Origin of the sequence: Gordonia ajococcus (assembly GCF_012974285.1) — a bacterium.
GTDB lineage: Bacteria > Actinomycetota > Actinomycetes > Mycobacteriales > Mycobacteriaceae > Gordonia > Gordonia amicalis.
On sequence record NZ_CP052884.1, the window covers coordinates 4,733,736 to 4,760,160 of the forward strand.

Here is a 26,425-nt window from a genome sequence, read left to right on the forward strand (position 1 = left end):
CGCTCACCTGGTCCTGTCGTCGCCGTTGCTGCGGTCGTCTGGGCCGGCCGGATCGTTCGTGCCGGGGTCGGGCTTTTCTGTGGAGCCGGTCGGGCGCGGTCCGTCCGACTCGTCGGCCCGCAACCCCTCGGAGCCCCACAACCACTCGGAGCGGGCGACCAGTTCGCGGCGGATGCCCTCGGCACGGTCACGGCGGATACGCGTCTCCTGCTGCCCGGCCCCGCTGCGCAGCCGCCGGATGTCGTCGTCGATCTCCGCGACCTGCTCGGTCGTCCGCCGTGCCCGACGTTCGTGGGCGCGAGCGATCTGTCCCGCTGTCCGGGTCTCGGCTGCGGAGAACCGCAACCCGAGCTGATGGTCGAGTGCGGAGCGAGCGACCGCGAGCCGTTCGGAGACACGGGTCAGGCGATCGGCACGATCCAGCGCGCCGCGTCGGACGCGGATGACCCAGACCGCCACGCCGATCCCCAACAACAGGGTCAGCGGCATGCTGATCCATTGCAGGGTCTGCACCGAGGCCATCGGTGCGACGACGAGGCGTCCGACACCCAGGCCGGTGGAGGCGCCGATGACGACGAGCAGCGCGTCCTCCGCACCACCTCGGCGCCGCCGGTTGCCCGGCCCGTCGGCAGGCAGCGGGGTGTCGGACCAGGGCTCCCGCGGGGACGGTTCGGGGTCGAGACCCACCAGTGCCGTGGCCGCGACCTCGTCGATGCGCTCGTCGGCGTCGCGGCGGATGTCCTCGGCGAGGTCGGCCCACCGGGTGTCCAACCACGACCGGTGCTCGGCGTCGTCGACCTCCGGAGCATGGTCGGCGGCCGCCGCGAGTTCGCGGACACGCGACTGGAGCTCGGCCGAGCACTGCGCCCGGGCTCGGGCGAGGCCGGCTCGCACGGCGGCGAGACGGTCGATCCGGCCGCGATCCCGCGACGACAGCAGCCGACGACGCGCACTCATCAGGTCGTCGAGCGTTCCGGAGGAGTCGGTGCCGGTTCCCGCGTCGGCGTCGGCCAGCAGATGCTCGACGGCCCCGACGCCGGCCGCGACCCGGGCCCGTTCGAGGCGCAACGCATCGGGGGCCGCGTGCGCCTCGCGTATCCAGTCGACCAGCGCGTCGACGCCTGAGTCGACGACGTCTCCGCCGAGTGCCGCTGCCGCCGACACCCCGAACACCGGCATCGTCCCGAACGGATCGAGGGTCGTGCGGTGGGCCCGCACGATCCTGGGCCATTCCCAGAAGGCGTCGATCTTGGTGCACACGAGCGCGACGGTCCCGATCTGGGCACGCACCTGCTCGACGAGGTGTCGTTCCTCGTCATCCACCGACGACGAGGGATCGACGACGACGAGCGCGACACCCGGCCGGGTTCCGCTGTCGGGTCCGGGTTCCCGGGCCTGAACGTCCCGGGCGTGGATCTCGAGGCCGGGGGCCAGTTCGCGGATGGCGTCGACGAGCGTGCGCACCCCGGCCCCCTCGGTCCCGACCACCAGGACCCCGGACCCGGAACCGACGTGTGCGGCGTCGAACCCGGTCAGTTCGCGCGTCGCCTCGAGGATGCGGGTACTCACCCGAGACCTCCCGCCGCCAGCAGCCGTTCGGCGTTCTCCCGGTCACACCCGCCGGCCGCCGCGCGTTCGAGTTCGGCGCGGATCTCGACCTCGCGCCAGAACCGGACGCGACCGACGCGGTCGGAGATCTCCGTGGTGAGCTGCGGAACCCCGCTGATCGCGTGCAACGCACGATTGAGCGCCGACGCGTCGGCCGCCATGTCCGATCCCTCGGCGATGAGCCGCAGCGCGGTGTCGATCCCGAAGGCGTCGATGCGGCGCAACAGCCCCTGCCGCAGGATTCGCTCCTCCGATCCCGGCGCGCCGACGAGGAATCGCCCGGCCATCGACGGCATCTCGGCCCCCTCGGCGGCCAGCCTCGCGAGGGCGGTGAACTCCGTCGCGTCGAGGTCGGCGCAGGCCAGCAGCTGGGAGACCGCGTGGACGGGCAGGCCGAGTTGTGTCGAGGACCGATTCGCGGCGTCGACCGCGGCGTCCCAGTCGGGATGTGTGTCCGCCTTGCCCAGGACCACCACGACGCGGTCGGCCGGCAACGATCGCAGCAATTCGTGATCGGCCCGGCGCGGCGGCCCGGCCAGCACGAGAACCCAGAGGTCGGCGTCTGCGGCCGCGCGGGCGTCCTCGCCCGGGCCAATCACCGTCAGCGCCAGCCGCTCGCGCAGGGCGCGGGCCATCGTGTCGCGTCCGACGCCCGGCCTGCCGACCACCTGCACATGCAGCGGCCGTAGAAACCGTCGTCCCGCCGCGGAGAGGATCGGGACCAGAGGCGACGACGGCTCGACGAGCCCGGCGAGTCCGCCCTGTTCAGCGGCCATGGACAGGGAGTTCCGGTCCGGCCGTGGCGCTGGTGACGCATTCGTCGATGTGCCCACGTCCGCCCCCACGTCTCCATGCCCTTCTCCACCCGACATCCCGCGTGTTCCGCGGCTGGCCCGAGACTAATCCCGATTCACCCCGATGGGCGTCCTGACCTCCACATCCCCGTCAACTGGCCGTTCTGTCCCCACGAACTCGCTGCCACTTGACGGACACGCCTACCCGCGACTTCGTGGAAATGCCACGATGCGCAACGATGGACGGGTGAACAACAGCGCTGACAGGTCACGGTTGTATCCCCGCGTGACGAGCTTCCGATTCCGCCGGGGGACCTTGACGACCGGGCAGCAACGCAATTGGGAGACCCTCTGGCCCGTCCTCGGCCGCGACCTCGAGATCGGCCCGGAACGCATTCCCGAACCCCAGCTCGACCTGAACGCCATGTTCGGCCGGGACGCCCCCAAGGTGCTGGAGATCGGCAGCGGCACGGGAATCTCGACCGCGGCGATGGCCGAAGCCGAACCCGACGTCGACGTGGTGGCGGTCGAGGTCTACAAGCCCGGCCTGGCCCAGCTGCTCGGTCTCATCGACCGCAACGAGCTGACCAACGTGCGGCTGATCCGCGGCGATGCGTCGATCGTCCTGAGGGAGCTGATCCCGTCGTCGAGCCTCACCGGCGTCCGCCTGTTCTTTCCCGACCCCTGGCCCAAGTCGCGTCACCACAAGCGCCGGTTCGTCCAGACGGGCACACTGGAGCTGATTGCCGACCGCCTCGTCCCCGGCGGCGTGCTGCACATCGCCACCGACCACGCGGGTTACGCCGAGTGGATCGCCGAGAAGCTCGCCACCCAGGACGCCGACGCCCCGCATGTCGTGCAGCTGACCCGCGAGTCCCCGATCCTCCTGGAGCGGCCGACGACGAAGTTCGAGGGTCGGGCGGAGCGAGAGGGCCGGTACGTCAGCGAGTTCGTGTACACGCGGCCCATCCCGCCGGCCTCCGCGTCCGGCGACACCACCGACGGGAGCCCGGCATGACCGACCAGAGCCCTGCCGGATCCCCTGGCGGATTCGCGGACACCATCTCGGGCCAGACCGGCACGCGCCGGATGCTGCTGGTCTGGGATGCGCCCAACATGGACATGGGCCTCGGGGCCCTGCTGGGCGGCCGTCCGACGGCTGCACACCGCCCTCGATTCGACGCGCTGGGCCGGTGGTTGCTGCACCGGACCGCAGATGTGTCAGCTCTCACGGAGGGTGAGAGCGGCGTCGAGCCCGAGGCGACCGTCTTCACCAACATCGCCCCAGGTAGCGCAGACGTTGTGCGTCCCTGGGTGGACGCCCTCCGCAACGTCGGTTTTGCGGTGTTCGCCAAGCCGAAGCTGTCCGATGACAGCGATGTGGACTCCGACATGCTCGACCACATCGAACTTCGCAGGCACACTGTTGGACTAGCCAGCGTGATCGTGGCGTCCGCCGACGGTCAGGCATTCCGCGAGCCGCTCCTCGAAGTGGCCGCCGACGGGGTGCCCGTCACCGTCATCGGTTTCCGCGAACACGCCAGTTGGGCCCTCACCACCGAGGAACTGGAGTTCGTCGACCTCGAGGACATCCCGGGCGTGTTCCGGGAGCCGCTGCCCCGCATCGGGCTGGACTCGCTTCCGGACGAAGGCGCCTGGCTCACACCGTTCCGGCCGCTCAGCGCGCTACTGCGCTGACCGCGCGCGGTGCCTCGTCGGATGACGCCGAGGGGCTCGCTGAGGGTGTCACCGACCCCACACCTCAGGGATCACTCAGGCAACACTGTCAAGATCTCACCGAGAACTGACAGAATCGCGACCGGCACCGTTCACCCCCGGCACGGCGCGCGTCGCGGCGCACCGACGGCCCGACACCCCTGGACCGCGGCCGGCGCCCGACACGTCGCACACGAAAGGACATCAGCGTGTTCCGAGTAATCGGCACATTCGTGTATCGAATGCGCTTCCTCGTCATCGCGGTGATGATCGCACTGATGGCGGGACTCGGACTATACGGCCTCGACCTCAGCAAGCATCTGAGTCAGAGCGGTTGGTTCGACCCCACGTCGGAATCCGATCTCGGCGCCCGCTACGCCGACAAGGCACTCGGCCGCGATCACACGTCTGATGTCATTCTGCTGGTCACGCCACCAGAGGGCACACGGGTCGACGACCCGGCCTTCGGGAAAAAGGTGGAGACCTTCGTCGAAGACCTGATCGCCACCCACCCCGACATCGTCGGGCGCGCCGACCCCGGCCTCTACGACCCGTTCCTCGTGCAGCCGGCACAGAGCGCGGTCCAGGCGCGACTGTTCACCCCGGACAAACGTCAGGCCTTTATCAGCATCGGCGTCGCCGGTGACGACGACACCACGGTGCTGGCGAACTACAACACCATCGAACCGTTCTTCGACGACATCGCCGAACGCTTCGACATACCCGGCGCCACCTTCGAGCTCGCCGGCCTGCAACCCGTCGCCGGGTCGATGGCCGACGGCATGGACAAGGACATCAAGCGCGCCGAGGTCATCGCGCTGCCGGTGGTCGCGCTCATGCTGTTCTTCGTGTTCGGCGGCGTGGTCGCGGCGTGTCTGCCGGTCCTGATCGGCGGCCTGACGATCGCGGGATCGCTGGGCATCATGAAGATCCTCGCGCTGACCACCGAACTCAACATCTTCGCGCAGTCCGTGGTGACGCTGATCGGTCTCGGCATCGCCATCGACTACGGCCTGTTCATCGTGTCCCGCTTCCGCGAGGAACTCGGCGAGGGCTATTCCACCAAGGCGGCGGTCCGAAGAACCGTGATGACCGCGGGCCAGACCGTGGTGTTCTCGGCGACGATCATCGTCGCCGCCCTCGCCTGCCTGCTGATCATGCCCCAGGGATTCCTCAAGTCGGTGGCCTACGGCGCCATCGCGTCGGTCTCCCTCGCCGCGATCCTGTCGATCACGGTGTTGCCGGCGATCCTGGCCATCCTCGGGCCGCGGGTCAACATGCTGTCGATCAGCACCATCCTCAAGTTCACCGCGATCCCGCTGGTCCGGCGCTTCTCGACCGAGGAACGCGCCGTCGCACTCGAGAACCGGTTCTCCGGCCGGATGAAGACCAGCCAGGAAGTCGAGAACGGCTTCTGGGGGCGTCTCGCCACGTGGGTGATGAAGCACCCGGTGAAGACGGCGATCCCGACCGTCCTCCTCCTGCTGGCTCTGACGATCCCGTTCGGGAGCATCCAGTTCGGCGGCATCAGCGAGAAGTTCCTGCCGCCGGACAACTCGGCTCGTGTGGCCCAGGAGAAGTTCGACGAGTACTTCCCCAGTGAGCGCACCGAGGCGGTCAAGCTCGTCATCGTCTACGACCAGACGAACCAGGAAGACCAGAACAAGCTGGAGGCCATCGCACGGCAGGCCGACCAGGTCCCTGGTTTCACCAACAAGTTCAGTGACCCCGACAAGGCCGGCTTCGGCGCGTACGACGCCGAGAAGTACCCGAACGTGGGCGTCTACCAGGTCTCGGCCGGTCTGGTCGATCGCACCAAGGCCGCCCAGGCAATCGATCAGCTCCGTGCGATCGACACCCAGGGCCTCACGATGTACGTGACGGGCACCCCGGCTCTCACCCAGGACTCGATCGACGCGCTGATGAACCGGTTGCCCCTGATGGCGATCATGCTGGTCCTCATCACCGGCCTGCTGATGTTCCTGCAGTTCGGTTCGCTCGTCCTGCCGATCAAGGCGGCACTGATGACCGCGCTCGGCCTCGGTGCGACGCTGGGCATCCTGACCTGGATCTTCGTCGACGGCCACGGCTCCGGCCTCGCGAACTTCACCCCGGGTCCGCTGTTCGCGGCGATCCTCGTGCTGATCATCGCGATCATCTTCGGTCTCTCCACCGACTATGAGGTGTTCCTGCTCTCCCGCATGGTCGAGGCCAGACAGCGGGGCGCGAGTACCACCGAATCGATCCGTAGCGGCATCGCCCACACCGGCGGGATCATCACCGCGGCGGCCGCGATCCTGGTCGTCGTGACAGGTGCGTTCAGCCTGTCCGACATCGTGATGATGAAGTACATCGCGTACGGCATGATCGCGGCGCTGATCCTCGATGCCACCGTGATCCGCATGCTCCTCGTGCCGTCGGTCATGAAGCTCCTCGGCGACGACTGCTGGTGGGCACCCCGCTGGATGCAGACCGTGCAGCGCAAGATCGGTCTCGGCGAGGCCGTACTCGAGGACGAGCCCGACGAGCAGCGCGACTCCGGCGTGGCACGCAAGATGAGTGCGGGCACGCTGGTGGCGGAGGCCCCGACCTCGGTCATGGCCGCGGCCCGGCCGCGTACCGTTCCCGCGGGCGCCGCACCGGCTCGACGCGGAGTGCCCGGCCGCGATGGACGACAGCCGGTTCCCCCGCGTCCGAATGCGCCCGCGTCCAACGCGCCCATCACCAACGCGCCCGCGTCGAGCGCACCGATGACCAACGCACCGATGACACCGACGCGCCGGCCCGGCGCCCCTGCGCAGCGCAGCGGCGGACCGGGTCCCGTGACCCCCTCACCCATGCCCGCGGAGGCCCCCGGGCGCGCGGTCACCGGTCGCGTGGGCCCGTCGACACCGCCGACCGCACAACCGTCCGGCGATCAGGCCTCGCCTGCACCCGAGGCACCGCGGCCCGAACGGCGCCCGACGGCGTCGTACCGGCGACCGGGTCTGGCCAAGGGTGACCGTCCCGACACCGGTGGGTGGACCCTCGGCGAGGGCGGCATCCGCCTCGGCGACGCCGCACCGCGCGCGAACGGTGAACGCCCGACGAGTACCACTCCCCCGCCGGTCCCGACGCCGCCGGTCCCGACACCGCCACCGGCAGCCGCTCCGGCGCGCGACACGGGTTCGCGGTCGCCACTGGGTCGACGCCCCAGCCTCGACGACGCGGGTCGCCGTCCGCTGGCCGCCTCGGTGTCGCCGGAGAACTCGACACCGACGACCCGTGGTCGCCGGACCTCGGGGCCGTCGCCGATGGAGCGTGGGCTGAGCCCGGACGTCACTCCGGCGGCCACCCCCCGGCCGGGAACCGGCGCCCCTGCCGGCCCGCCGTCAGGGGACGCCGACTCCGGCCGTCGCCGGCCGCGCACCGACCGGCACGCCCGATCGGACGAGTCCGGTGACGAGTCCCAGATCAGCGTGCAGGAACTGCTGAAGCGGAGCCGCTCCGAGAAGTGAACAGCGAGAAGTGATCGCCGACGGTCGGTGGAGTTCGCCTCCACCGACCGTGGTGTATCCGGCTATGAATCCCATGGACTCGCGGATCAATTCGGGATGGGCCGGAACTGGGCATTGCCCCGATGTGACTGCGCCCACATCGTGGGCAGGATGTCTGCCAGCACACCAACGCTGGAGGGACAGCCCGCATGAACTCTTCGACCTGGACGTCTCCGGAGCATCGCCGCAGCGTGCTCTGGATCGTCACCCTCGCCGCCGTCGCCATCGTCTTCGACGGCTACGACCTCGTCGTCTACGGGACGGTCCTGCCGACTCTGCTCGATGACCCGGGACAGCTGGGCGAGCTGACCCCGGCGACCGCCGGCGCGCTCGGGTCCTACGCGCTCATCGGCGTGATGATCGGCGCTCTGGCCGCCGGCGCGTTCGGTGACCGGGTCGGCCGGCGTCGGATGATGTTGGTCAACATCGTCTGGTTCTCCGTCGGCATGGCGGCGACCGCCCTGGCCACCGACCTCGTCTCGTTCGGAATCCTGCGCTTTCTCACCGGGATCGGGATCGGCGGCCTGGTCGCGACCGCGGGAGCGATGGTCGCCGAGTTCGCGCCGGCCTCCAAGCGGAACCTGTTCAACGCGATCGTCTACAGCGGGGTCCCGGCGGGCGGCGTCCTCGCGTCCGTGCTGGCAATGCTGTTCGTCGATCAGATCGGGTGGCGCGGCCTGTTCTGGATCGGGGCACTGCCGCTCGTGACGCTGCTCCCGCTCGCGGTGCTGAAGATGCCCGAGTCCCCGCAGTGGCTCGCCGCACGCGGACGGTATGAGGAAGCCCGCGAGATCAGCACGCACACCGGGATTCCGGTGGATCTACGGACACGCCACCTTCGCCAGGAGCCGGCACCGGCTCCGGTGAAGCTCGGCTTCGCCGCCCTGGTGACGCGCCGGTTCGCCGTGCCGACGCTGCTGCTGGGAACGATGAGTTTCGTCGGCCTGTTGCTGACCTACGGTCTCAACACCTGGCTTCCGCAGATCATGGAGGCCAATGGATTCGACGCCAAGGGGTCGCTCTCGTTCCTGCTGGTCCTCAACGGCGGCGCGATCGTGGGCGGCCTGATCGCGGCCCGTCTCGCCGATCAGCGAGGCCCGCAGCAGGTCGTCGCGACATCGTTCTGTCTGGCCACCTTCGCGCTCGTGTGCCTGACATTCGGTCTCCCGCTGCCGATCCTGCTCGTCGCGGTCGCGGTCGCCGGCACGGGCACCATCGGGACCCAGGTCCTGATCTACGGTTTCGTGTCGAACTTCTACCCGACGGAGGCCCGCGGCGCGGGCGTCGCCTGGTGTGCCGGCTTCGGCCGCCTGGGCGGAATCGTCGGCCCGATCATCGGTGGCCTGCTGATTGGCGCCGGTGTCTCGTCGGGGACCGCGTTCTACCTGTTCGGCGGTATCGCGCTCGCCGGTGCGGCGGCCACTCTGATGGTCGTGACACCGAAGGTCGCACCGGCCACCCCGATCACGTCGGCCCCCCTCGCGGCCACCGACCTGTAACCGGCACAACCGCTTTCATCAACCGGCCGGGCGGAGGACTCAGTCCTCCTCCAGGCCGTGTTCGATGACGTAACGGGTCAGTTCCACACGATTGCCCAGCTGCAGCTTCCGGAGCGTGGCCTGCACATGGTTCTCGACGGTACGGTGACTGAGGGACAGCCGCCGAGCGATCTGCTTGGCGCTGAGCCCTTTCGCCACGAGCCGCAACACCTCGGTCTCCCGGTCCGTGAGGGACGGTGTCGCCGCCGAGGCGTCGGGTTGCTGCGACATCCTGCGGTACTCGCCCAGGACGAGACCGGCGAGCCCGGGCGTGAACACGGCCTGCCCGTCCGCGGTCGCGCGGACCGCGGACACTAGTTCCTCGCGGGACGACGACTTCACGAGATATCCGCTGGCGCCGGCCTTCACGGCCTCGAGCACGTCATCTCGTTCGCTCGAGGCCGAGAGTACGAGGATGCGGGTCCGTGGCGACACCTCGAGCACCGCCGCGGTTGCGTCGGCACCTGAGCCGTCGGGGAGTTGCATGTCCATCAGCACGACGTCCGGGGTGACCGCGGCCGCACGACGACCCGCGCTGCCCACCCCGTCAGCGGTGGCCACCACGTCGAACCCCTCGTCGGCGAGGTCACGGGCGACCGCGTCGCGCCAGATCGGGTGGTCGTCGACGACCATGATCCGCAACCGTCCTGCCGCACCGTCTGACACGTGTTCGTCCTCCGACTCGACTGTGCCCATCGGTCCCTCCCTCAGTCCCGCCGACCCTCGGTCTGCCGACGTGGAACGGTGAACTCCCATTCGGTGCCGCCGCCGGGTTCGGTGTCGAGGACGGCCGTGCCGCCCACCGACTCGATTCTGCCGACAATGGATTTCGCGACACCGAGACGTCCCTGAGAGACCGCCTGCGCCAGTCGGCCCTCGACGATTCCGACACCGTCGTCGCGTACGCTCACCACCACGTCGTCCCCCAGATCCTCTACCAGGATGAAGGCGCGCGCATCGGGTCCCGCGTGATGGTGCGTGTTGTCGAGAGCGTTGACCACGGCGGCGCGGATCTCGTGCCCGATGCGGGCGGGTACGGGGACGGGGTCGGCGGGTGCACTCACCGAGATCCGATCGTCGGCGAACACCCTCAGTGCGGCCGCGAGATCCAGCTCCCCGGTGCCCGGCACGCCGACGCCGTCCAGGTCTTCTTCGGCACCGGCATCCCCGGCGTCGGAGATCAGTCGACGCAACGCGCGTTCCTGTTCGGCGGCCAACGACGCCAGTTCTGCTGTGGGGCCACCGATCTCACGACCTCGCCGGGCGATGAGCGCGAGCACCTGAAGCACTCCGTCGTGCACCTCGCGCGACAAGCGCTCACGTTCTTCGGCGGCCGCCGCGATACGTGCTGCGGCCGAGAGCTTCTCATGCGTTCGGCGGGCGTTCGCCGCGGCGAGTCCGACGGCCATACCGGTCGCGACGATCACGATGATCGTGGCGTTGCGTCCGAAGTTCAGGTTCAGCTCGCCCTTGACGAAAGTGCTCGTCCCGCCGACGACGAGGCCCGCGAGGATCCCGTACGTCGGGCCGGCCAGGATGGCCACCGAGATCACCGCGTTGGTGGCCCACAGCGTCGTCGGCCAGGTCTGGTTGTGCCATGCCCACCCGGCATCGGCCACATATGAGGTGGACAGCATCAGGCCGCAGACCACGACGACCTCGGCGGTCACCCAGTAGCGGTTGCGGGCGAATCCGATGAAGTAGCCGATGCCGCTGACCAGCGTCCAGGCGGTCAGCAGACCGAAGAGCGCCCACGCGACGGCACGATGCTCGAGGTCGTCGTTGATCGCGATCTGGAAGCCGAGCGCATACAGATACGACAGCAACCGGAAGATCTGCGCGCCGCGCCACAGCGGGCCGACCGGATCGGCGTCGACGGCACGGGCCGGCCGTCCGGCCTCGGTGTGCCGCATCTGCGCGACCCACCGCGCGAACGGCTCTGCGCTCACGATGGTCCCGGTTCCCGGGGATCCGGCTCGGACTCATCGGATCTCGGTGTCTCACCACCGGGCCTCGTGCCGCGCTCGGCCACCGCATCCGCGGTCGCATCGGGATCGGCGGTGTCCCACACGGGTTCACTGGGTTCGACCACGTGACCACCGGCGGCCTCCTGGTCGTCGGCCGCGCCCTCGCTGTCCTTCAGGTGCCGTATCGCGGTGTTGAGGAAGGCGATGAGCGGTACCGCGAGCAGGCCGCCGATGATCCCCGCCGAGACCAGCCCCGCGGCGATGCCCAGGACGACCGCGACCGGATGCAGCCGCACCGAACGTCCCAAGAGGAATGGTTGCAGCACATGGCTTTCGAGCTGCATGACGCCGACGACGATGGCGAGGGCCACGACGGCCGCGAGCCAGCCCTGGGTGATCAGTGCGACCAGCACCGCCAGCGAACCGCTCAGCAGCGCACCGACGATCGGGATGAACGCGCCCAGGAACACCAGCGACGCCAGCGGAAGGGCGAGCGGAACCTGCAGGATGGCGAGGCCCACGCCGATACCGCAGGCGTCGACGAAGGCCACGGCGACCGTGGCCCGCACGTAGCCGACGAGCGTCCCGAATCCGGCGATCCCCGCTCGCCACACCCGGTCACGGGTCGCGACGGGTACGACGCCGACCGAGAACCGCCAGATCTGATCACCTCCGTAGAGGAAGAAGATGAGGAGGAAGAGAGTGAGCAATGCGCCGGTGATGATCTCGCTCGCCGTGGTGGCGGTGGCGAGCGCGCCGCTGGTGACCCGATCCTGGTTGTGCTGCAGGAAGTCCAGGATGTCGGTACCCGCATTGCGCACCTGCTCGGGGTCGAGGTCGAGCGGCCCCTCGATCAACCACTCCTTGGTGCGCTCCACTGTTGCGCTGACCTCTTCGACGAGCTGCGGCACGCCCCGCATGAACTCGCGCACCACAAAGGTCATGACACCCGCGATGAATCCCAGCGCGAGCAGGATGTTGAGGAGCACGGCCAGGGATCTCGGCACCCCGCGACGGTCGAGGGCGTCGACCGCGGGTACGAGCATCGCCGCGATCAGGATCGCCAGCGCGACCGGGACCAGCACCTCCTCGAACTCCACGAAGAGCTTGGCGGCGACGTAGGCCGCGAAGAGGAGCAGGAGCAACCGCCACGCCCATTCCGCGGCGGCTCGCACCTGCGGGTGGACCCTGGCACGGTCGAGGGACGCGAGGTCCGGGGCAACATGCGGCCGACCGGCCGGTTCGGCTTCGCTCACGAGAGCAACAGTAGACAGTCGATCTACCCAATGGTGGTGGACATACGGCGATACAGCCTGGCCTAAGGTGTCACGTATGTCGGAGGATATTGGCTCGCCGGGGGACGTGACCCCGCGCTCGGCCACCCGTCCCCGCTTCTGGTGGGTGCGGTGGGTCCTCCTGGCCGTCGTCCTGGTGATCCTCGGTGTCGAGGTCGTGCTGATCTGGCCCGAGCTGAAGAAGGCCTGGCTACGCATCGGCGACATCAAATGGCACTGGGTGTTCGCCTGTGTCGTGGCCGCGATGCTGTCGATGGACAGTTTCGCGCAGGTCCAGCGCGCGCTGCTGCGTTCGGCAGGCGTCCGGGTCACCCAGTGGAAGTCGCTGTCGGTCATCCTGGCCGCCAACTCGCTCAGCCAGACGATGCCGGGCGGCCAGGTGCTGTCGCCCGCCTTCACCTACCGCGAGACGCGCAAGTGGGGTGCGACCCCGGTCGTCGCGTCGTGGCAGGTCGTCATGTCGGGGCTGCTGGCGGGCGTCGGCCTCGCCGTCCTCGGTTTCGGCGGCGCGATGCTCGCCGGCGCCAAGACCAGCCCGTTCTCCGTCGTGTTCTCGGTCGCCGGTCTGCTCGCGGTCGCGGTGGTCCTGCAGTACCTCGCCAGCCATCCGGAATCTCTGAAGAACACCGGCATCCGGGTGCTGGGCTGGATCAACCAGCTCCGCAACAAACCCGACGACCACGGCACCGAGAAGCTCTTCGAGACCCTGGAGCAGCTCCGCGCGGTCCAGCTGACCAAACGCGACACGTCGGTCGCCTTCGGTTGGAGCCTGTTCAACTGGGTCGCCGACGTGGCGTGCCTGATGTTCGCGTGCTGGGCCGTCGACGCGCACCCGAGCATCTCCGGACTCATGGTCGCGTACGCGGCCGGCAAGGCCGTCGGCACGGCGATCCCGTTGCTCCCGGGCGGCATCGGCGTGGTCGACGCCGTGCTGGTCCCGGCCCTCACCAGCGCCGGGATGCCCGCCGCCGACGCCATCACCGCAGTCCTGATCTACCGGATCATCAGCTACGTCTTCGTCGCGGCGGTGGGCTGGGTGGTCATCGCGATCATGTTCCGCAGCCGGATCAGACGCGACGACACGTTCATCGACGCGGTCGAGCGGGACGTCGACGCGACCGCATCGGAGGACCCGTCCCGTTCGGAGTCCGGTCAAGGGTCCGACACTGATCCCCCGCCAGACCCGGTACGGTAGACCACCATGCCGATCCCGAACCCCACCGAGGCGGGGACCTCACCGGCGCGCGGGACCGCGACCGGACCGGTTGCCGCCCTGTTCGACGCGGTGGCCATCACGATCTTCGTGGTGATCGGCCGGGCCAGCCACGAAGAGGGCTACGCACCGGTCGCCTTTCTGCACACGCTGTGGCCGTTCCTCGTGGGCTGCGCGGCCGGCTGGTCGATCACCTACGTGTACGCCCACGTGCGGTCCAGCGACTTCTTCGGCCACGACTTCCGTCCCGACCGCGTGGTACCGGTCGGGATCGTCATCTGGTTCTGCACCGTGACCGTCGCGATGATCCTGCGCTTCATCCTCAGCCAGGGCGTGGCCGCCAGCTTCGTCATCGTCGCGACCGTGACGCTCGCCGTCTTCCTGCTCGGATGGCGCGCGGTCTTCGCCTACCTCGGCCGGCGCGCCGCCAGGCGATGACACGTGGCCGGCGTCCTCGACCGGCCGACGTCCCCGGCTATTTGATGGTGAAGTACTTCTGCGCCACCTGAAGCGCCGCGGTACCCGACTTCGGACCTTCGGTATAGATGACGACCACCTGTCCGCCCTGGATGCCGACGAACCAGCCCGGTCCCTCCGGGCCGTTGGTGCCGACCAGCGCCTTCAGCCCGGGTGCCCGGGTGAGGTCGCTGGCATCACCGGTTGCCGCGGTGGTGGTCATCGCCTTCAAGATCGGTCCGACGAGAGCGGGGTCGAGGCCGCCGAGCTCACCGCCGGCGACCTTGGTGGGCACGTTCCTCAGGACGAACGGCGGCACCGACGAGGGCTGACCCGCCGCGGCGCGTGCCAGTGCGACGCCGAGCGCACCCATGTTGGTCATCGACATGTTCGTCTGGCCCGGGCGGTAACCGATGGTCGCGATACCGGGCTGGCCCGGCGTCGGAACGCTGGCCCCCGGCACGGTGAACTGGACACCGAGACCCAGGCGATCGAGCAACGTGTCCGCCTGCTCGGGCTGCGGCCCGGCAATGCGTCCGACCTCGTCGAAGACCGGGTTCAGCGTCGAACCGACCGGGTAGGCCCGATCGACCTCGATGCTGCGCTCGGCTGCATACGTGTTCTGCGCCATGCCCAGGATCGCGCCGGTCTGGGCGTCGAGGGTGAGGATCGTGGCGGGCTGCCCGACCTCGACCGCGGCGTCGCCGAGGGTCAGCTGCACACCCTGATCGACGGTCGACAGCACATCGGGTCCGGGCGGTCCCTGCTCACCTGCGAGGCGGCGCGGCCGGACGCCGGGGTTGACCATCTCGACCTGCCAGCCGGCTGTGGCGTCGCGGATCGCCTGCCAGTAGTTGGTCAGGCCGTCCTCGAGCGGCGACGACAGCCGACGGTCGGCCATGACGAGCTGATCGGTGCGGTTGACACTCACGCCGGGCACACGCGCGGGGTCGCCCGCGAGAACCTGCATGTCCGGATCGCGCAGCGTGACGGCGATGACCGACTTACCCGGCGTCTCGGCCAGCTTCTCGCTGATGACCGCTGGGGTGATCAGCGGCGCGATCGGCGCGATCACTCCGGCCAGCGCTCGGGTCGTGGCCGCCAGATCGCGCGTCTGTGCAGGGTCGATGACGATTTCGTTCACCGGTTGGAGATACATGAAGACCTTGTTCGAGCGACTGCGCACCGACGGTGAGGGCGTCGCGTCGGTGCGGATCTCGCGGAGGTGACCTCCGGCGCCGAGACCCGGATGCAGGATCGCCGGATCCCACGTGACCTTCCAGCCCGACGACAGCTTCCGGGCAGTTCCTTCACTGCTCGCCTCGTAGGCGCGTCCCTTGTCCCAGTTCCACTTCGTGGTCAGCGCGAAGGTCGCGGTGCCGTCGCTGTATTCGACGGGTTTCTCGACGTCGACGTCGATCCGTTGCGCAGACATCGATTTCAGCGTCGTGATCAGACTGTCGCCGGCCTGACCGGGCGCGGTGGTGAGCTGCGCGGCACCGCCGGCGTCCTGTCGGCTCAGCGCGCTGGCGAATGCGTCGATGGCGGCGGCAGCACCGGTGTTCGACGATCCGGTGAGCGAACAGGAACTCACCACGACGGCACAGGTGACCGCGGCGCAAGCGGCGGATGTTGCGCGCTTGACCCAGATCTTCATGACGACAATCTTCACTCTTGTCACACTCGAATTCGACGCTCCCAGCTTCCATTCGGGAATCAAGCCGGTCACGAACTCATCTCGTCCCGCAATCTGCGGGTCGCATCGGTCCGGGACGTATGGTTCGATCCACCAAACGGGGGACAAGCCGGGCCGAGTCCGGCCTGCGCCGACTGCGATGATGGAGCCATGGCTTTCACGGTGATCCCCGGCGACGATCGCATGGTCACGACGACCGACTGGCTCACCTCACGACACGGGTTCTCCTTCGGCGATCACTACGATCCCACGAACACCCACTTCGGTGCTCTCCTCGCGTTCAACGAGGAGGAGGTGGCGGCCGGCGCGGGCTTCGACCTCCACCATCATCAGGAGAGCGAGATCGTCACGTGGGTCGTCTCCGGAACGCTCGTGCATCGCGACTCGGCCGGCCACTCCGGAGTGCTCTATCCCGGTCTCGTACAGCGGATGAGCGCCGGTACCGGGGTAGAGCACTCCGAGCGCAACGACTCCTGGCCCGGGCTGGCGGGTTCCGGGACCGAGCCGGTGCACTACGTGCAGATGTGGCTGATGCCCGACCGGCACGGACTCACCCCGTCCTACGACCAGGCCGACGTCGCCGACCAGCTGTCGACCGGTGAGCTGGTCCCGGTCGCCTCCGGGGCCCCCGACCGTGGGGCCGCGATCTCCCTCGCCAACGCCGGCGCCACGCTCTACGCCGCGCGGCTGCGCGCAGGCGGGACCGTCGAACTCCCGGCCGCCCGGTTCACCCACCTGTTCGTCGTCGACGGGCAGGCCGAGGCCACCGTCGACGGGGAACCTGCGCCTCTGGACGCCGGCGACACCGTCCGCGCCGTCGACGCCGACCTGATGTCGGTCACGTCTTCTGCCGGCGCCGAGATCCTCGTGTGGTCGATGGCGACGGGGCTCGGCGGTTCCTGAGCCACCCCAGCAACCCCCCGCCGGTTGAGCCGACACCGAGCGAAGTGAGGCGTCGCGTCGAAACCCCTCCCGCCACCGAACAACCCCACGCCGGTTGAGCCGACACCGAGCGAAGCGAGGCGTCGCGTCGAAACCCCTCCCGCCACCGAACAACCCCACGCCGGTTGAGCCGACACCGAGCGAAGCGAGGCGTCGCGTCGAAACCCCTCCCGCCACCGAACAACCCCACGCCGGTTGAGCCGACACCGAGCGAAGCGAGGCGTCGCGTCGAAACCCCTCCCGCCACCGATCCGCTCACCAGCACGGCGCGAGGTTTCGACGCGGTGGCTCGCTCCGCTCGCTACCGGCTCAACCAGCAACCGGAGCCGTATCGAAACGACCTCACCGAGCCCCATCGGCCTTCGGCCGGCGCCTCAGACCTACTCCGCCGTCCGCGACAGCGCGTGCAGATCCTTCGCGGTCGGTGACTTCTCGACGGTGTCCGGGTCGGGGTAGGTCCGGAGCAACCGGTCGACGGTCCCGGCGGTGGTGACCGTGAACCAGTAGTGCTCGTTGCGGTAGTGGTGGAACCGGTGGTTGCGCCAGATCCTGCGGTAGAACGCGTGGCGCGGCCGGTAGTCGGAGTGGATCAGGTAGTGCGTCCACTCATAGACCAGGCCTATCGCCGGCAGCACGACCAGGAAGGTCAGCCCGCGCTCGACGCTCGTGAAGACGACGAGTCCGACGATGAGGGCCGCGATCATCACCCCGATCAGCACCTGCCACGGGATGAAGATGAGCGGGATGTCGCGCGGATTCTGGTGATGTTCACGATGTTTGCGTGCGACGAGCGGGTCGATGGTGACCGGGCCCAGCCGCTTCGGGCGCCAGTGCAGGACGAACACGTGGATCAGCCACTCCACCAGAGGGAAGCTCGCAACCATGATGACGGGGACGAGCAGGTCGGCGAAACCCCAGCCGCCCAACCACACTCGCGCTACCAGGGCCGCACCCAGAAAGCCCGCCATGATCCACGGCGACGGATGCCGGAGGAACTCGGCGAATGCGTCGCGCAGCGACATCGAGTGCCGCGACCGCATGCGTCGTTCCTCGGCCGCGACCTGCCGGCGCGCCTTGATGTCGATCTCGTCGGCGGCCATCAGTGTTCCTCCTGTGGGTCGGTGTTCTCGAGTGCCTCGCAGAGAGCGAGTAGTGCCGTCGTCGCGGGTGCGAGAAGGGCTCGGGCCGCGGCTTCGGCGCGTTCGGGTGCGTGCGCGGCGATGGTGTCGACGAGCGCGCGGTAGCCCTCGATGTTCCCGACCTCGGGTTCCAGGACCCCGGCCAGAGCGGGTACGGCGGGCTCGTAGGCGGCGCGCAGCGAGTTGTACATGAGCCGGAAGGCGATCGAGTCGGCCGCGTCGATGACGACGCTCCAGAACTCGAGGGCGGCGACCTGCTGGCCGATCGGGTCCGGCTCGGCGGCGAGACGATCCAGGACCGACCGGATCGCGACGAGATCGTCGTCGGTGGCACGTTGCGCCGCGAGGCGGGCGACCTCCGGCCCGACGGCGGCGCGCGCTTCGACGATCGACCGCGCGACACTCGGCACGAGCGCCCCTCCACGGAGGAGCAGCCGTGGCAACAGGTCGAGCCCGCCTGTGCGTGCAATGTCCTGGACGCGCGCGCCGTAGCCCTGCCGGATGGTCACGAGCCCGGCCGCGGCGACTCGTTTGAGCGCCTCGCGCACCGTCGGCCGGGACACCCCGAGCATCCGTGCCAGCTCTCGTTCGCTGGGGAGCGCTTCACCGGCGGCCAGATCGCCGGAGAGCACCCCCTCGACGATCTGGTCGAAGACGATCTCGGGTGCGCTCTGCTGGGTCACCGGCTCGAAGGGCATGCTGTGACGGTAGCCACCCTCGGTCAGGTGGTCAAGTGGTCAGACCAATTGTGCCGCATGCTCGCGACGTCGGCGGAGACGCGCCGGCCCTACGTAGCGGCACTCCGCTGAAGCGGTGATTCTGCAGGTCAGCGCAGCTGGTCGAGCAATCGCAGCCACACCTCGCTGACGGTCGGATACGACGGCACCGCGTGCCACAACCGCGACAGCGGCACCTCACCGACGATCGCGACCGTCGCCGAGTGCACGAGTTCGCCCGTCTGCGCCCCGACGAACGTCGCACCCACGAGGACGTCCCGCGCCGCGTCGACGACCAGAGAGGCGTACCCCGAGTAGTCCGGACCCAGCAGGTACGACCCGGCCACCGAGATGCCCCCTTCGGCGACGCGCACGTCGATGCCCGCGTCCTCCGCCTGCGCGTGGGTCAGCCCCACCGAGGAGATCTCCGGTCTGGTGAACACCACCTGCGGCACCGCGGCATGGTCCGAAACCGCGACGTACCGCGATCCGTCGAGGTCTCGCCCCTCCGCCCGCGCCGCGATGACGTCACCGGCCACCCGCGCCTGATACTTGCCCATATGCGTCAACGCGTTACGGCCGTTGACATCTCCGACCGAGTACAACCACGGATGCCCCGGCACGGTGAGGTGATCGTCGACCGTCAACGGTCCCTTGGCCGCCAAACCCAGCGAGTCGAGGCCCACATCGGTTGTCGCCGGCGACCTTCCGGCCGCGACCAGGATCTCGTCGACGGTGAGCTCCCCCGCACCGTCGCCCGCGAGCCGGACGACCGCCGGGCCGCCGTGCAGTCGTCCGTATCCCGAGGCAGTGGCGTCGGTTCGTTCGACCGCCTCGATCGTCGTCCCGAAGCGGATGTCGGCGCCGCGAGCCCGCAGCGCGTCGGCAACCCGTTCCCCTGCAAAGGGTTCCATCCGCGGCAACAGCCGGTCCCCGCGGATGGCCATGACCAGGCTGCGCACCCCGAGGTCGAGCAGCCACGTCGCGGCCTCACACGCCACCACCCCGCCGCCGAGAACCACCACCCGTTCCGGGATCTCGAGGATGTTGGTGGCGTCGCGCGAGGTCCACGGCAGCGCTTCGCGCAGTCCGGGGACGGGCGGGACCGACGCGGTGCTGCCGGTCGCGATGACCACGGCCTCGCGGGCCGTCACCAACCGGTCGCCGACGCGGACCTGCTTCTCGCCGACGATCCGGCCGTGACCGCGGATCACCTCGATGCCGGCACCGTCGGCCCACTGCACCTGGCCGGAGTCATCGTGCGTGGCGGCGCTGTTGTCGAGACGCCCGGTGACGGTGTCCCGCCAGCCGAGCACGGCGTCGGCATCCGGATTCGGCGCCGATGCCCGTTCGCGGGACCCGGCCAGTGACCGCGCCTCCTCGAGGGCGTTGCCGGGTCCGAGCAGCGCCTTGCTCGGCATGCAGGCCCAGTACGAGCACTCCCCACCCATCAGTTCGTGTTCGACGATCGCGGCCGTGCGATCGCTTCCCCGTATCGCGTAGTCGGCAGCATTCTCGCCCACCGGACCACCGCCGATCACGACGACGTCGTAGCTGGTTTCTCCCACCATGGATCCACCGTAGGGACCGACCGGGGACCTCGTGCGATTTCGCCGGTACCGAACGCTGCTGACGGATCGCCCATCCGGTGACAGGATGGAGCGCGTGACTGCTTCGAATACCGACCTCAAGTCCGGACTCGACCTCGACTGGGTCGACGATTCCGTCCGCATCCAGGACGATCTGTTCGCCCACGTCAACGGGAAGTGGCTGGAGTCGCATGTCATCCCCGACGACCGTTCGGTCGACGGCGCCTTCCACGTGCTGCGCGACAACTCCGAGGAGAACGTCCGCGACATCATCACCGAATGCGCCGAGTCGAGCCCCGCGAGCGGCTCCGACGCACAGAAGATCGGTGACCTCTACGCGTCGTTCATGGACACCGATCACATCGAGGCACTCGGCATCGGCCCGATCACCGGGGAACTCGAGAAGATCGCGGCCGTCGACTCGGCGGACGCGCTCGCCCGACGCATCGGCCGGCTCCAGCGTCACGGCGCCGGTGGACTGTTCGGCTATTACGTCGACACCGACGCCAAGAAGTCCGACCGCTACCTTGTGCACGTCACCCAGTCCGGCCTCGGATTGCCGGACGAGTCGTACTACCGGGAGGACAAGCACGCGGGGACCCGGACCGCCTACGTCGCACACGTGGAGCGGATGTTCGCCCTCGCCGGCTTCGACGATGCCGCCGCCCGCGCCGCCACCATCCTCGATCTCGAGACCGCCATCGCGGCCGAACACTGGGACGTCGTCCGGCGCCGCGACGCCGAACTCACCTACAACCTGATGACGCTGGACGACTTCGCCTCCGCCGCCGACGGTTTCCCGATCGGTGAGTGGCTGGGCGGTCTGGGCACCACCGGCGATCCGACCTTCGCCGAGGTCGTCGTCGCGCAGCCGTCCTTCGTGTCCGGAGCGTCGGCACTCATCGCCTCACGCCCGCTCGAGGAGTGGAAGACGTGGCTGACGTGGCGCCTGCTCCATTCCGCCGCGTCGTATCTGTCGTCGGACTTCGTCGACGAGAACTTCGAGTTCTACGGCCGCACCCTGACGGGCGCGGAGACCATCCGCGACCGCTGGAAGCGCGGCGTCGGCTTCGTCGAGGGCGCGATGGGGTTCGCGGTCGGCAAACTCTATGTGGCCAAGCACTTCCCGCCCGAGGCGAAGGCGCGCATGGACGAGCTCATCGCGAACCTGGTGAAGGCCTACCGCCGCAACATCTCCGAACTCCCGTGGATGACCCCGGACACCCGGGAGAAGGCCCTCGCCAAGCTCGAGAAGTTCACCCCCAAGATCGGCTACCCGGTCAAGTGGCGCGACTACAGCGCACTGAGCGTCGACCGCGGTGATCTCATCGGGAACGTCGCGCGCGCATCGTCGTTCGAGCAGGACCGGGAATTCGCCAAGATCGGTGGGCCGGTCGACCACGACGAATGGTTCATGACCCCGCAGACGGTCAACGCCTACTACAACCCGGGCATGAACGAGATCGTCTTCCCCGCGGCCATTCTGCAGCCGCCGTTCTTCGATCCCGAGGCCGACGACGCGGTCAACTACGGCGGCATCGGCGCGGTCATCGGGCACGAGATCGGCCACGGCTTCGACGACCAGGGCGCGAAGTACGACGGCGACGGCAACCTCATCGACTGGTGGACCGACACCGACCGCACCGAGTTCTCCTCACGCACACGTAAACTCATCGACCAGTACGGCGAGTTCACCCCGACCGGCCTCGACCCCGAGCACAAGGTCAACGGCGACTTCACCATCGGGGAGAACATCGGCGATCTCGGCGGTCTGTCGATCGCGCTCGTCGCCTACGAGATCGCCCACGAGGGGCAGGATCCGCCGGTCATCGACGGCCTCACCGGAACGCAGCGCGTGTTCTTCAGCTGGGCCCAGATCTGGCGCACCAAGACCCGGGACGCCGAGGCGATCCGCCGCCTGTCCATCGACCCGCATTCGCCGCCGGAGTTCCGGTGCAACGGCGTCGTGCGCAACGTGGACGCGTTCTACGAGGCGTTCGACGTGAAGCCCGGCGACGCACTGTATCTCGAGCAAGACCAGCGGGTCCGGATCTGGTGAACGACGCACCTGGGGCCGGCGGCGCCTCGCCCGATGGCGCCCCGGTACCGCGACCCGGGGCACCGGAATCCTTCGTCCTCGCGAAGGGACGCGATCTGACAGTCGCCCTACTCCGGCCCGTCGGCGCGGCCATCGTGTTGCTGATCGGATACTTCTTGTTGCCGATCAACAGGACGAGCGATCTCAACATCCTCGGACTGACGGTCGGCGCCTTCCTGCTGGCATCTTTCTGCGTCTGGGAGGTCCGGAAGTTCGCCCGGTCGGTCCATCCGCTCGCGACCGCAATGGAGATGCTCGTCGCACTGTCGACGTTCTACGTCGTCGTCTTCGCCACCACGTATTACCTGTTCTCCGAATACGACCCGGGCAGCTTCAACGAGTACCTCAGCCGCGTGGACGCCCTGTACTTCTGCCTGACGGTGTTCACGACAACCGGTTTCGGCGACATCGCGGCGTATTCGCAGGGCGCCCGCATCGCGGTGTCCATCCAGATGGCCAGCACCCTCGTGCTCCTCGGACTCGGTCTGCGATTCCTCAATCTGCTGATCAACCAGAAACGCCAGGCCACCGGAGGGTGACCTGGCGTCGCCGGGTGTCAGCGCGAGCGATCAGTGATCGCCCTCGCCGGAGCGATCAGTAGTCGTCGTCGCCGTAGACGATCAGGCCGCGAATGTTGTTGCCCGCGAGCATGTCGTCGTAGGCCTCGTTGATCTGATCGAGCCGGTAGGTCTTGGTCACCAGATCATCGATATTCAGCTTGCCGGCACGGTACTCGTTGAGCAGCGCCGGCACCTGGGTCCGGGGGCTGGCACCACCGAAGATCGCGCCCTGCACCCGCTTCTGCAGCAGGGTGAGCTCGAAGAGGTTCATCTGCGCGTCCATCGACGCGTAGTTGCCCATGCCCACCACGACGACCTGTCCGCCCTTGCCGGTGAGGGCCAGGGCGGGCGCGATCATCGAGCCGTCGATCTCACCGACGGTGAGGATCGTCGTGTTGGCCATCCGGCCCCAGGTGATGTCGCCGATGGCCTCGGCCGCCGCCTCCATCGACGGGAAGGTGTGCGTCGCACCGAGTTTTTCGGCCATCTGCAGCTTGAAGGGCACGGGGTCGACCGCGATGACGTGGCGCGCACCGGCCGCCGCGGCGCCCTGGACCGCGTTGATGCCCACACCGCCGATGCCGACCACGACGACGGTGTCGCCGGCATGCGTCCCGCCGATCTCAACTGCGGAGCCCCAGCCGGTCGCGACACCGCACCCGAGGAGTGCCGCCGCCTGGAGCGGGATGTCGTCCTCGATCTTCACCAGCGAGGCCTGATTCACGGTGATGTAGGGCGCGAAGGTCCCGAGCATGCACATCTGGACGAGCGGAAGTCCGTCATGGGTGTGCGCACGGTTCGTGTCGTCGGCGATCGAGAGGCCGGTCAGCAGCCGTGCACCCTCGTCGCAGATGTTCTGCTGTCCTCGCGAACACGGCTCGCAGGTCCCGCAGGCCGGGATGAACGCGGTGACGACGTGGTCGCCTTCCTTGAGGTTGGTGACGCCCGGGCCGACCTTGGTCACCACGCCGGCACCCTCGTGACCACCCAGAACCGGCATCGGGGCGGGGCTGTCGCCGGTGCGGAGGTGATGGTCGCTGTGGCACAGACCCGAGCTGACAAGTTTGACCTGGACCTCGCCCGCCACCGGATCGCCGAGCTCGAACTCCTCGATCTGCCACTTCTCACCCGGATTGCGGAGAACTGCACCTTTGGTCTTCACATGTGCTCCTTACTCGTGCCGCCCCGGAACAGGGCGTTAGATATCGCCGTCTGCTTATGCAACGTACATCACATGGTGGTCCAAGACCGCGGTCGCCGCAGCCATTTCACGTGATCCGTCTCGCGCGTTCGCTCCGGCCTGCGGCCGGCGCCGAATCGGTTGCATGCGACCGTCCTCGAGCCCCTCGTCGGCACGTGAGAGCAACACTTGGAACGATGGCCCCATGCCGGACAAGACCGATTCGAGTCCCCGTCCCACCCGCAAGCTCCGCTGGCTGATCCCGGCCCTTCTACTCCTCGCCTGGTTGATCGTCGGCGGGATCACGGGCCCCTTCGCCGGCAAGCTCGCGAGCGTCGCGAGCAACGACAGCAGTTCCTTCCTCCCGGCGTCGGCGGAGTCCACGCAGGTCCAGAACCTCCTCGCCGACTTCCAGGACACCGACGAGATCCCCGGCATCGTCATCGCCGAACGCTCGGGCGGGATCACGCCCGGCGACCTCGAGTTCCTGCGCACCACCACCTCCGAGGTGGCCGGTCAGCCCGGATTCGGACCGGCGGTCTCGCCGCCGATCCCGTCGCAGGACGGTCAGGCCGCGCAGGTCTTCGTCCCGATCGACAGCGCGGGCGAACCCGCCGACACCGTGGAGATCTTGCGCGACAAGCTGGCCGACGCGCCGGACGGTCTGACCGTCGCGGTCACCGGCCCCGCCGGCCAGGTCGCCGACCTCGGGGAGGCCTTCGCCGGAATCGACGGCCTGCTGCTGCTGGTCGCGGGCACCGTGGTGATCCTGATCCTGATCGTCGTCTACCGCAGCCCGATCCTGCCGTTCGTGGTCCTCATCTCCGCGGTCTTCGCCCTCGGACTCGCGTCGGGCCTCGTCTACTTCCTGACCAAGCAGGGCGTTCTCGACCTCAACGGTCAGAGCCAGGGCATCCTGTTCATCCTGGTCTTCGGCGCGGCCACCGACTACGCGCTGCTGCTCGTATCCCGATATCGGGAGGAGTTGATCGCGACCGAGGACAAGTACGCGGCGCTCCGGCAGGCGTGGCGCGCCACGATCGAGCCGGTCGCCGCGTCGGCGGGCACCGTCATCGCCGGTGTCCTCTGTCTGATGCTGTCCGACCTGAACTCCAACAAGAGCCTCGGCCCGGTCGCCGCGATCGGCATCCTCGCGTCCTTCCTGGCGTCGATGACGTTCCTCCCCGCCGCCCTCGCGCTCCTCGGCCGGACCGCGTTCTGGCCGCTGCGCCCCCGGTACGCCCCGCAGACCTCGGCCGACAGCGGTGCCACCCACCGCCTGTGGAAGCGCATCGCCGACACGGTCGCGTCCAAGCCGCGCGCCATCTGGGCCGGCACCCTGATCCTGCTGCTCATCGGCGCGGCATTCGCCCCGACCTTCAAGGCCGACGGCATCGCGTCGACCGACTTCTTCATGGGCTCGGTCGAGTCCGTGGAGGGCGCCGAGATCCAGGCGAGACATTTCGACGCCGGTAGCGGTACGCCCACCTACGTCATCGCCGATCAGGGCGCAGGCACCGCCGTACTCGACGCGGTCCGCGCGACCGACGGTGTCGCCGGCGCCGAACTGATCACCGAAGGCAGCGCGCCGATGGTCCGTGACGGCAAGGTCGCCGTCACCGCCACGCTGACCGACAATGCGGAGTCACTCGCCGCCCAGGACACCGTCGCCGACATCCGTTCGGCGGTCGGCCAGGTCCCGAACGCGAACGCCCTGGTCGGCGGCACCACCGCCATCGATCTCGACACCCGCGAGACGTCCATCCACGACCGCAACCTGATCATCCCGATCGTGCTGATCGTCGTGTTCCTGGTCCTGGTGGCGCTGCTGCGCAGCGTCCTCGCGCCCGCGATCCTGCTCGCGACGACCGTGCTCTCCTTCGCGACGACGTTGGGTGTGGCCGCGCTGCTGTTCAACGGTCCGTTCGGCTTCCCCGGCGCCGACCCGGTGGTCCCGCTGTTCGCCTTCGTGTTCCTCGTGGCGCTCGGCATCGACTACAACATCTTCCTGATGACCCGGGTGCGCGAGGAGGCGCTCCGGCATGGCACCCGCATCGGCATGATCCGCGGGCTCACCGCGACCGGCGGCGTCATCACCTCGGCCGGAGTCGTGCTGGCGGCGACCTTCGCGGCCCTCGCCGTGATCCCACTCCTGTTCCTGGTACAGGTGGCCTTCCTGGTGGCGTTCGGCGTCCTCGTCGACACCCTCATCGTGCGTACGCTCCTGGTTCCCGCACTGACCCTGGACATCGGACGCAAGATCTGGTGGCCGAGCGCGCTCGCAAAACGGGAAGAAGAGGACACGACACCGGAATCCGTCCTCGAGAGGGCGTAACATCAGCTGTGACAAGCGAATTCACTGATTCCAACACCGTCGGCACG

At 68.7% G+C, this 26,425-nt stretch carries 20 protein-coding genes; 10 read left to right on the plus strand and 10 right to left on the minus strand.

Going from position 1 to position 26,425, the window contains the following annotated elements; all coding sequences use genetic code 11:
* Positions 1-3: 3 nt before the first annotated feature.
* Together GAA2_RS21330 and GAA2_RS21335 are read right to left on the minus strand one after the other, a co-directional pair.
* Positions 4-1,569: a hypothetical protein gene (locus GAA2_RS21330; RefSeq protein ID WP_096274793.1), complete on the minus strand. Its 1,566-nt coding sequence runs from the start codon at positions 1,567-1,569 to the stop codon at positions 4-6.
* Positions 1,566-2,384, minus strand: a complete 819-nt coding sequence (locus tag GAA2_RS21335; RefSeq protein WP_191834591.1) for a hypothetical protein — start codon at positions 2,382-2,384, stop codon at positions 1,566-1,568. The genes GAA2_RS21330 and GAA2_RS21335 overlap by 4 nt, the downstream gene beginning before the upstream one ends.
* A 247-nt stretch (positions 2,385-2,631) precedes the next feature.
* Between GAA2_RS21335 and trmB the strand changes: the two genes are divergently transcribed.
* From trmB to GAA2_RS21355, 4 genes are all read left to right on the plus strand, one after another.
* Positions 2,632-3,420 carry a tRNA (guanosine(46)-N7)-methyltransferase TrmB gene (trmB, locus tag GAA2_RS21340; protein WP_006436795.1) on the plus strand — a complete coding sequence of 263 codons (789 nt, stop codon included), beginning with the start codon at positions 2,632-2,634 and terminating at the stop codon, positions 3,418-3,420.
* On the plus strand, positions 3,417-4,100 hold the full coding sequence (locus GAA2_RS21345) for an NYN domain-containing protein (protein ID WP_191834592.1): 684 nt from the start codon (positions 3,417-3,419) through the stop codon (positions 4,098-4,100). The genes trmB and GAA2_RS21345 overlap by 4 nt, the downstream gene beginning before the upstream one ends.
* 227 nt (positions 4,101-4,327) lie before the next feature.
* Positions 4,328-7,615 carry an MMPL family transporter gene (locus GAA2_RS21350; RefSeq protein WP_191834593.1) on the plus strand — a complete coding sequence of 1,096 codons (3,288 nt, stop codon included), beginning with the start codon at positions 4,328-4,330 and terminating at the stop codon, positions 7,613-7,615.
* A gap of 188 nt (positions 7,616-7,803) precedes the next feature.
* Positions 7,804-9,153, plus strand: coding sequence for an MFS transporter (locus tag GAA2_RS21355; RefSeq protein WP_191834594.1), 1,350 nt, complete (start codon positions 7,804-7,806; stop codon positions 9,151-9,153).
* A gap of 39 nt (positions 9,154-9,192) precedes the next feature.
* Here GAA2_RS21355 and GAA2_RS21360 read toward each other — a convergent pair whose 3' ends face one another.
* The 3 genes from GAA2_RS21360 to GAA2_RS21370 are packed head-to-tail and all read right to left on the minus strand — an operon-like array spanning position 9,193 to position 12,415.
* On the minus strand, positions 9,193-9,888 hold the full coding sequence (locus GAA2_RS21360) for a response regulator (RefSeq protein ID WP_096274796.1): 696 nt from the start codon (positions 9,886-9,888) through the stop codon (positions 9,193-9,195).
* Between the two features lie 11 nt (positions 9,889-9,899).
* The gene (gene macS / locus GAA2_RS21365) at positions 9,900-11,141 is read right to left on the minus strand and encodes a MacS family sensor histidine kinase (protein ID WP_191834595.1); all 1,242 of its coding nucleotides are present in this window, start codon (positions 11,139-11,141) and stop codon (positions 9,900-9,902) included.
* The gene (locus GAA2_RS21370; RefSeq protein ID WP_191834596.1) at positions 11,138-12,415 is read right to left on the minus strand and encodes an AI-2E family transporter; all 1,278 of its coding nucleotides are present in this window, start codon (positions 12,413-12,415) and stop codon (positions 11,138-11,140) included. The genes macS and GAA2_RS21370 overlap by 4 nt, the downstream gene beginning before the upstream one ends.
* A 76-nt stretch (positions 12,416-12,491) precedes the next feature.
* On the opposite strand from GAA2_RS21370, the gene GAA2_RS21375 reads away from it, so the two are divergent.
* Complete coding sequence (locus GAA2_RS21375; RefSeq protein WP_191834597.1) at positions 12,492-13,649, plus strand: YbhN family protein; 1,158 nt, start codon at positions 12,492-12,494, stop codon at positions 13,647-13,649.
* Positions 13,650-13,655: 6 nt separating this feature from the next.
* Positions 13,656-14,105, plus strand: a complete 450-nt coding sequence (locus GAA2_RS21380) for a DUF3054 domain-containing protein (RefSeq protein ID WP_191834598.1) — start codon at positions 13,656-13,658, stop codon at positions 14,103-14,105.
* A 37-nt stretch (positions 14,106-14,142) separates the two neighbouring features.
* On the opposite strand, the gene GAA2_RS21385 is transcribed toward GAA2_RS21380, so the two are convergent.
* Positions 14,143-15,780, minus strand: a complete 1,638-nt coding sequence (locus tag GAA2_RS21385; protein ID WP_191834599.1) for an NTF2-like N-terminal transpeptidase domain-containing protein — start codon at positions 15,778-15,780, stop codon at positions 14,143-14,145.
* A gap of 189 nt (positions 15,781-15,969) precedes the next feature.
* Here GAA2_RS21385 and GAA2_RS21390 point away from each other — a divergent pair, with 189 nt between their 5' ends.
* Positions 15,970-16,722 carry a pirin family protein gene (locus tag GAA2_RS21390; RefSeq protein ID WP_096274797.1) on the plus strand — a complete coding sequence of 251 codons (753 nt, stop codon included), beginning with the start codon at positions 15,970-15,972 and terminating at the stop codon, positions 16,720-16,722.
* A gap of 419 nt (positions 16,723-17,141) precedes the next feature.
* On the opposite strand, the gene GAA2_RS21395 is transcribed toward GAA2_RS21390, so the two are convergent.
* The 3 genes from GAA2_RS21395 to GAA2_RS21405 all read right to left on the minus strand — a co-directional run bounded on the left by GAA2_RS21395 (position 17,142) and on the right by GAA2_RS21405 (position 20,187).
* Positions 17,142-17,861 (minus strand): sterol desaturase family protein, encoded by a 720-nt coding sequence (locus tag GAA2_RS21395; protein ID WP_191834600.1) that lies wholly within the window; start codon positions 17,859-17,861, stop codon positions 17,142-17,144.
* A complete protein-coding gene (locus tag GAA2_RS21400; protein ID WP_191834601.1) occupies positions 17,861-18,598 on the minus strand; it encodes a FadR/GntR family transcriptional regulator in 738 nt (245 codons plus the stop codon). The genes GAA2_RS21395 and GAA2_RS21400 overlap by 1 nt, the downstream gene beginning before the upstream one ends.
* Before the next feature lie 128 nt (positions 18,599-18,726).
* On the minus strand, positions 18,727-20,187 hold the full coding sequence (locus GAA2_RS21405) for a dihydrolipoyl dehydrogenase family protein (protein ID WP_024499457.1): 1,461 nt from the start codon (positions 20,185-20,187) through the stop codon (positions 18,727-18,729).
* An 85-nt stretch (positions 20,188-20,272) separates the two neighbouring features.
* Between GAA2_RS21405 and GAA2_RS21410 the strand changes: the two genes are divergently transcribed.
* Positions 20,273-22,264 carry a M13 family metallopeptidase gene (locus GAA2_RS21410; RefSeq protein ID WP_159405711.1) on the plus strand — a complete coding sequence of 664 codons (1,992 nt, stop codon included), beginning with the start codon at positions 20,273-20,275 and terminating at the stop codon, positions 22,262-22,264.
* A complete protein-coding gene (locus GAA2_RS21415) occupies positions 22,261-22,842 on the plus strand; it encodes a potassium channel family protein (RefSeq protein ID WP_006436661.1) in 582 nt (193 codons plus the stop codon). Before GAA2_RS21410 ends, GAA2_RS21415 begins: the two co-directional genes overlap by 4 nt.
* Positions 22,843-22,897: 55 nt before the next feature.
* Here GAA2_RS21415 and GAA2_RS21420 read toward each other — a convergent pair whose 3' ends face one another.
* The gene (locus GAA2_RS21420; RefSeq protein ID WP_159405712.1) at positions 22,898-24,025 is read right to left on the minus strand and encodes an NDMA-dependent alcohol dehydrogenase; all 1,128 of its coding nucleotides are present in this window, start codon (positions 24,023-24,025) and stop codon (positions 22,898-22,900) included.
* 223 nt (positions 24,026-24,248) lie between these two features.
* On the opposite strand from GAA2_RS21420, the gene GAA2_RS21425 reads away from it, so the two are divergent.
* Complete coding sequence (locus GAA2_RS21425) at positions 24,249-26,378, plus strand: MMPL family transporter (protein ID WP_024499453.1); 2,130 nt, start codon at positions 24,249-24,251, stop codon at positions 26,376-26,378.
* The last annotated feature ends 47 nt before the right edge of the window (positions 26,379-26,425 follow it).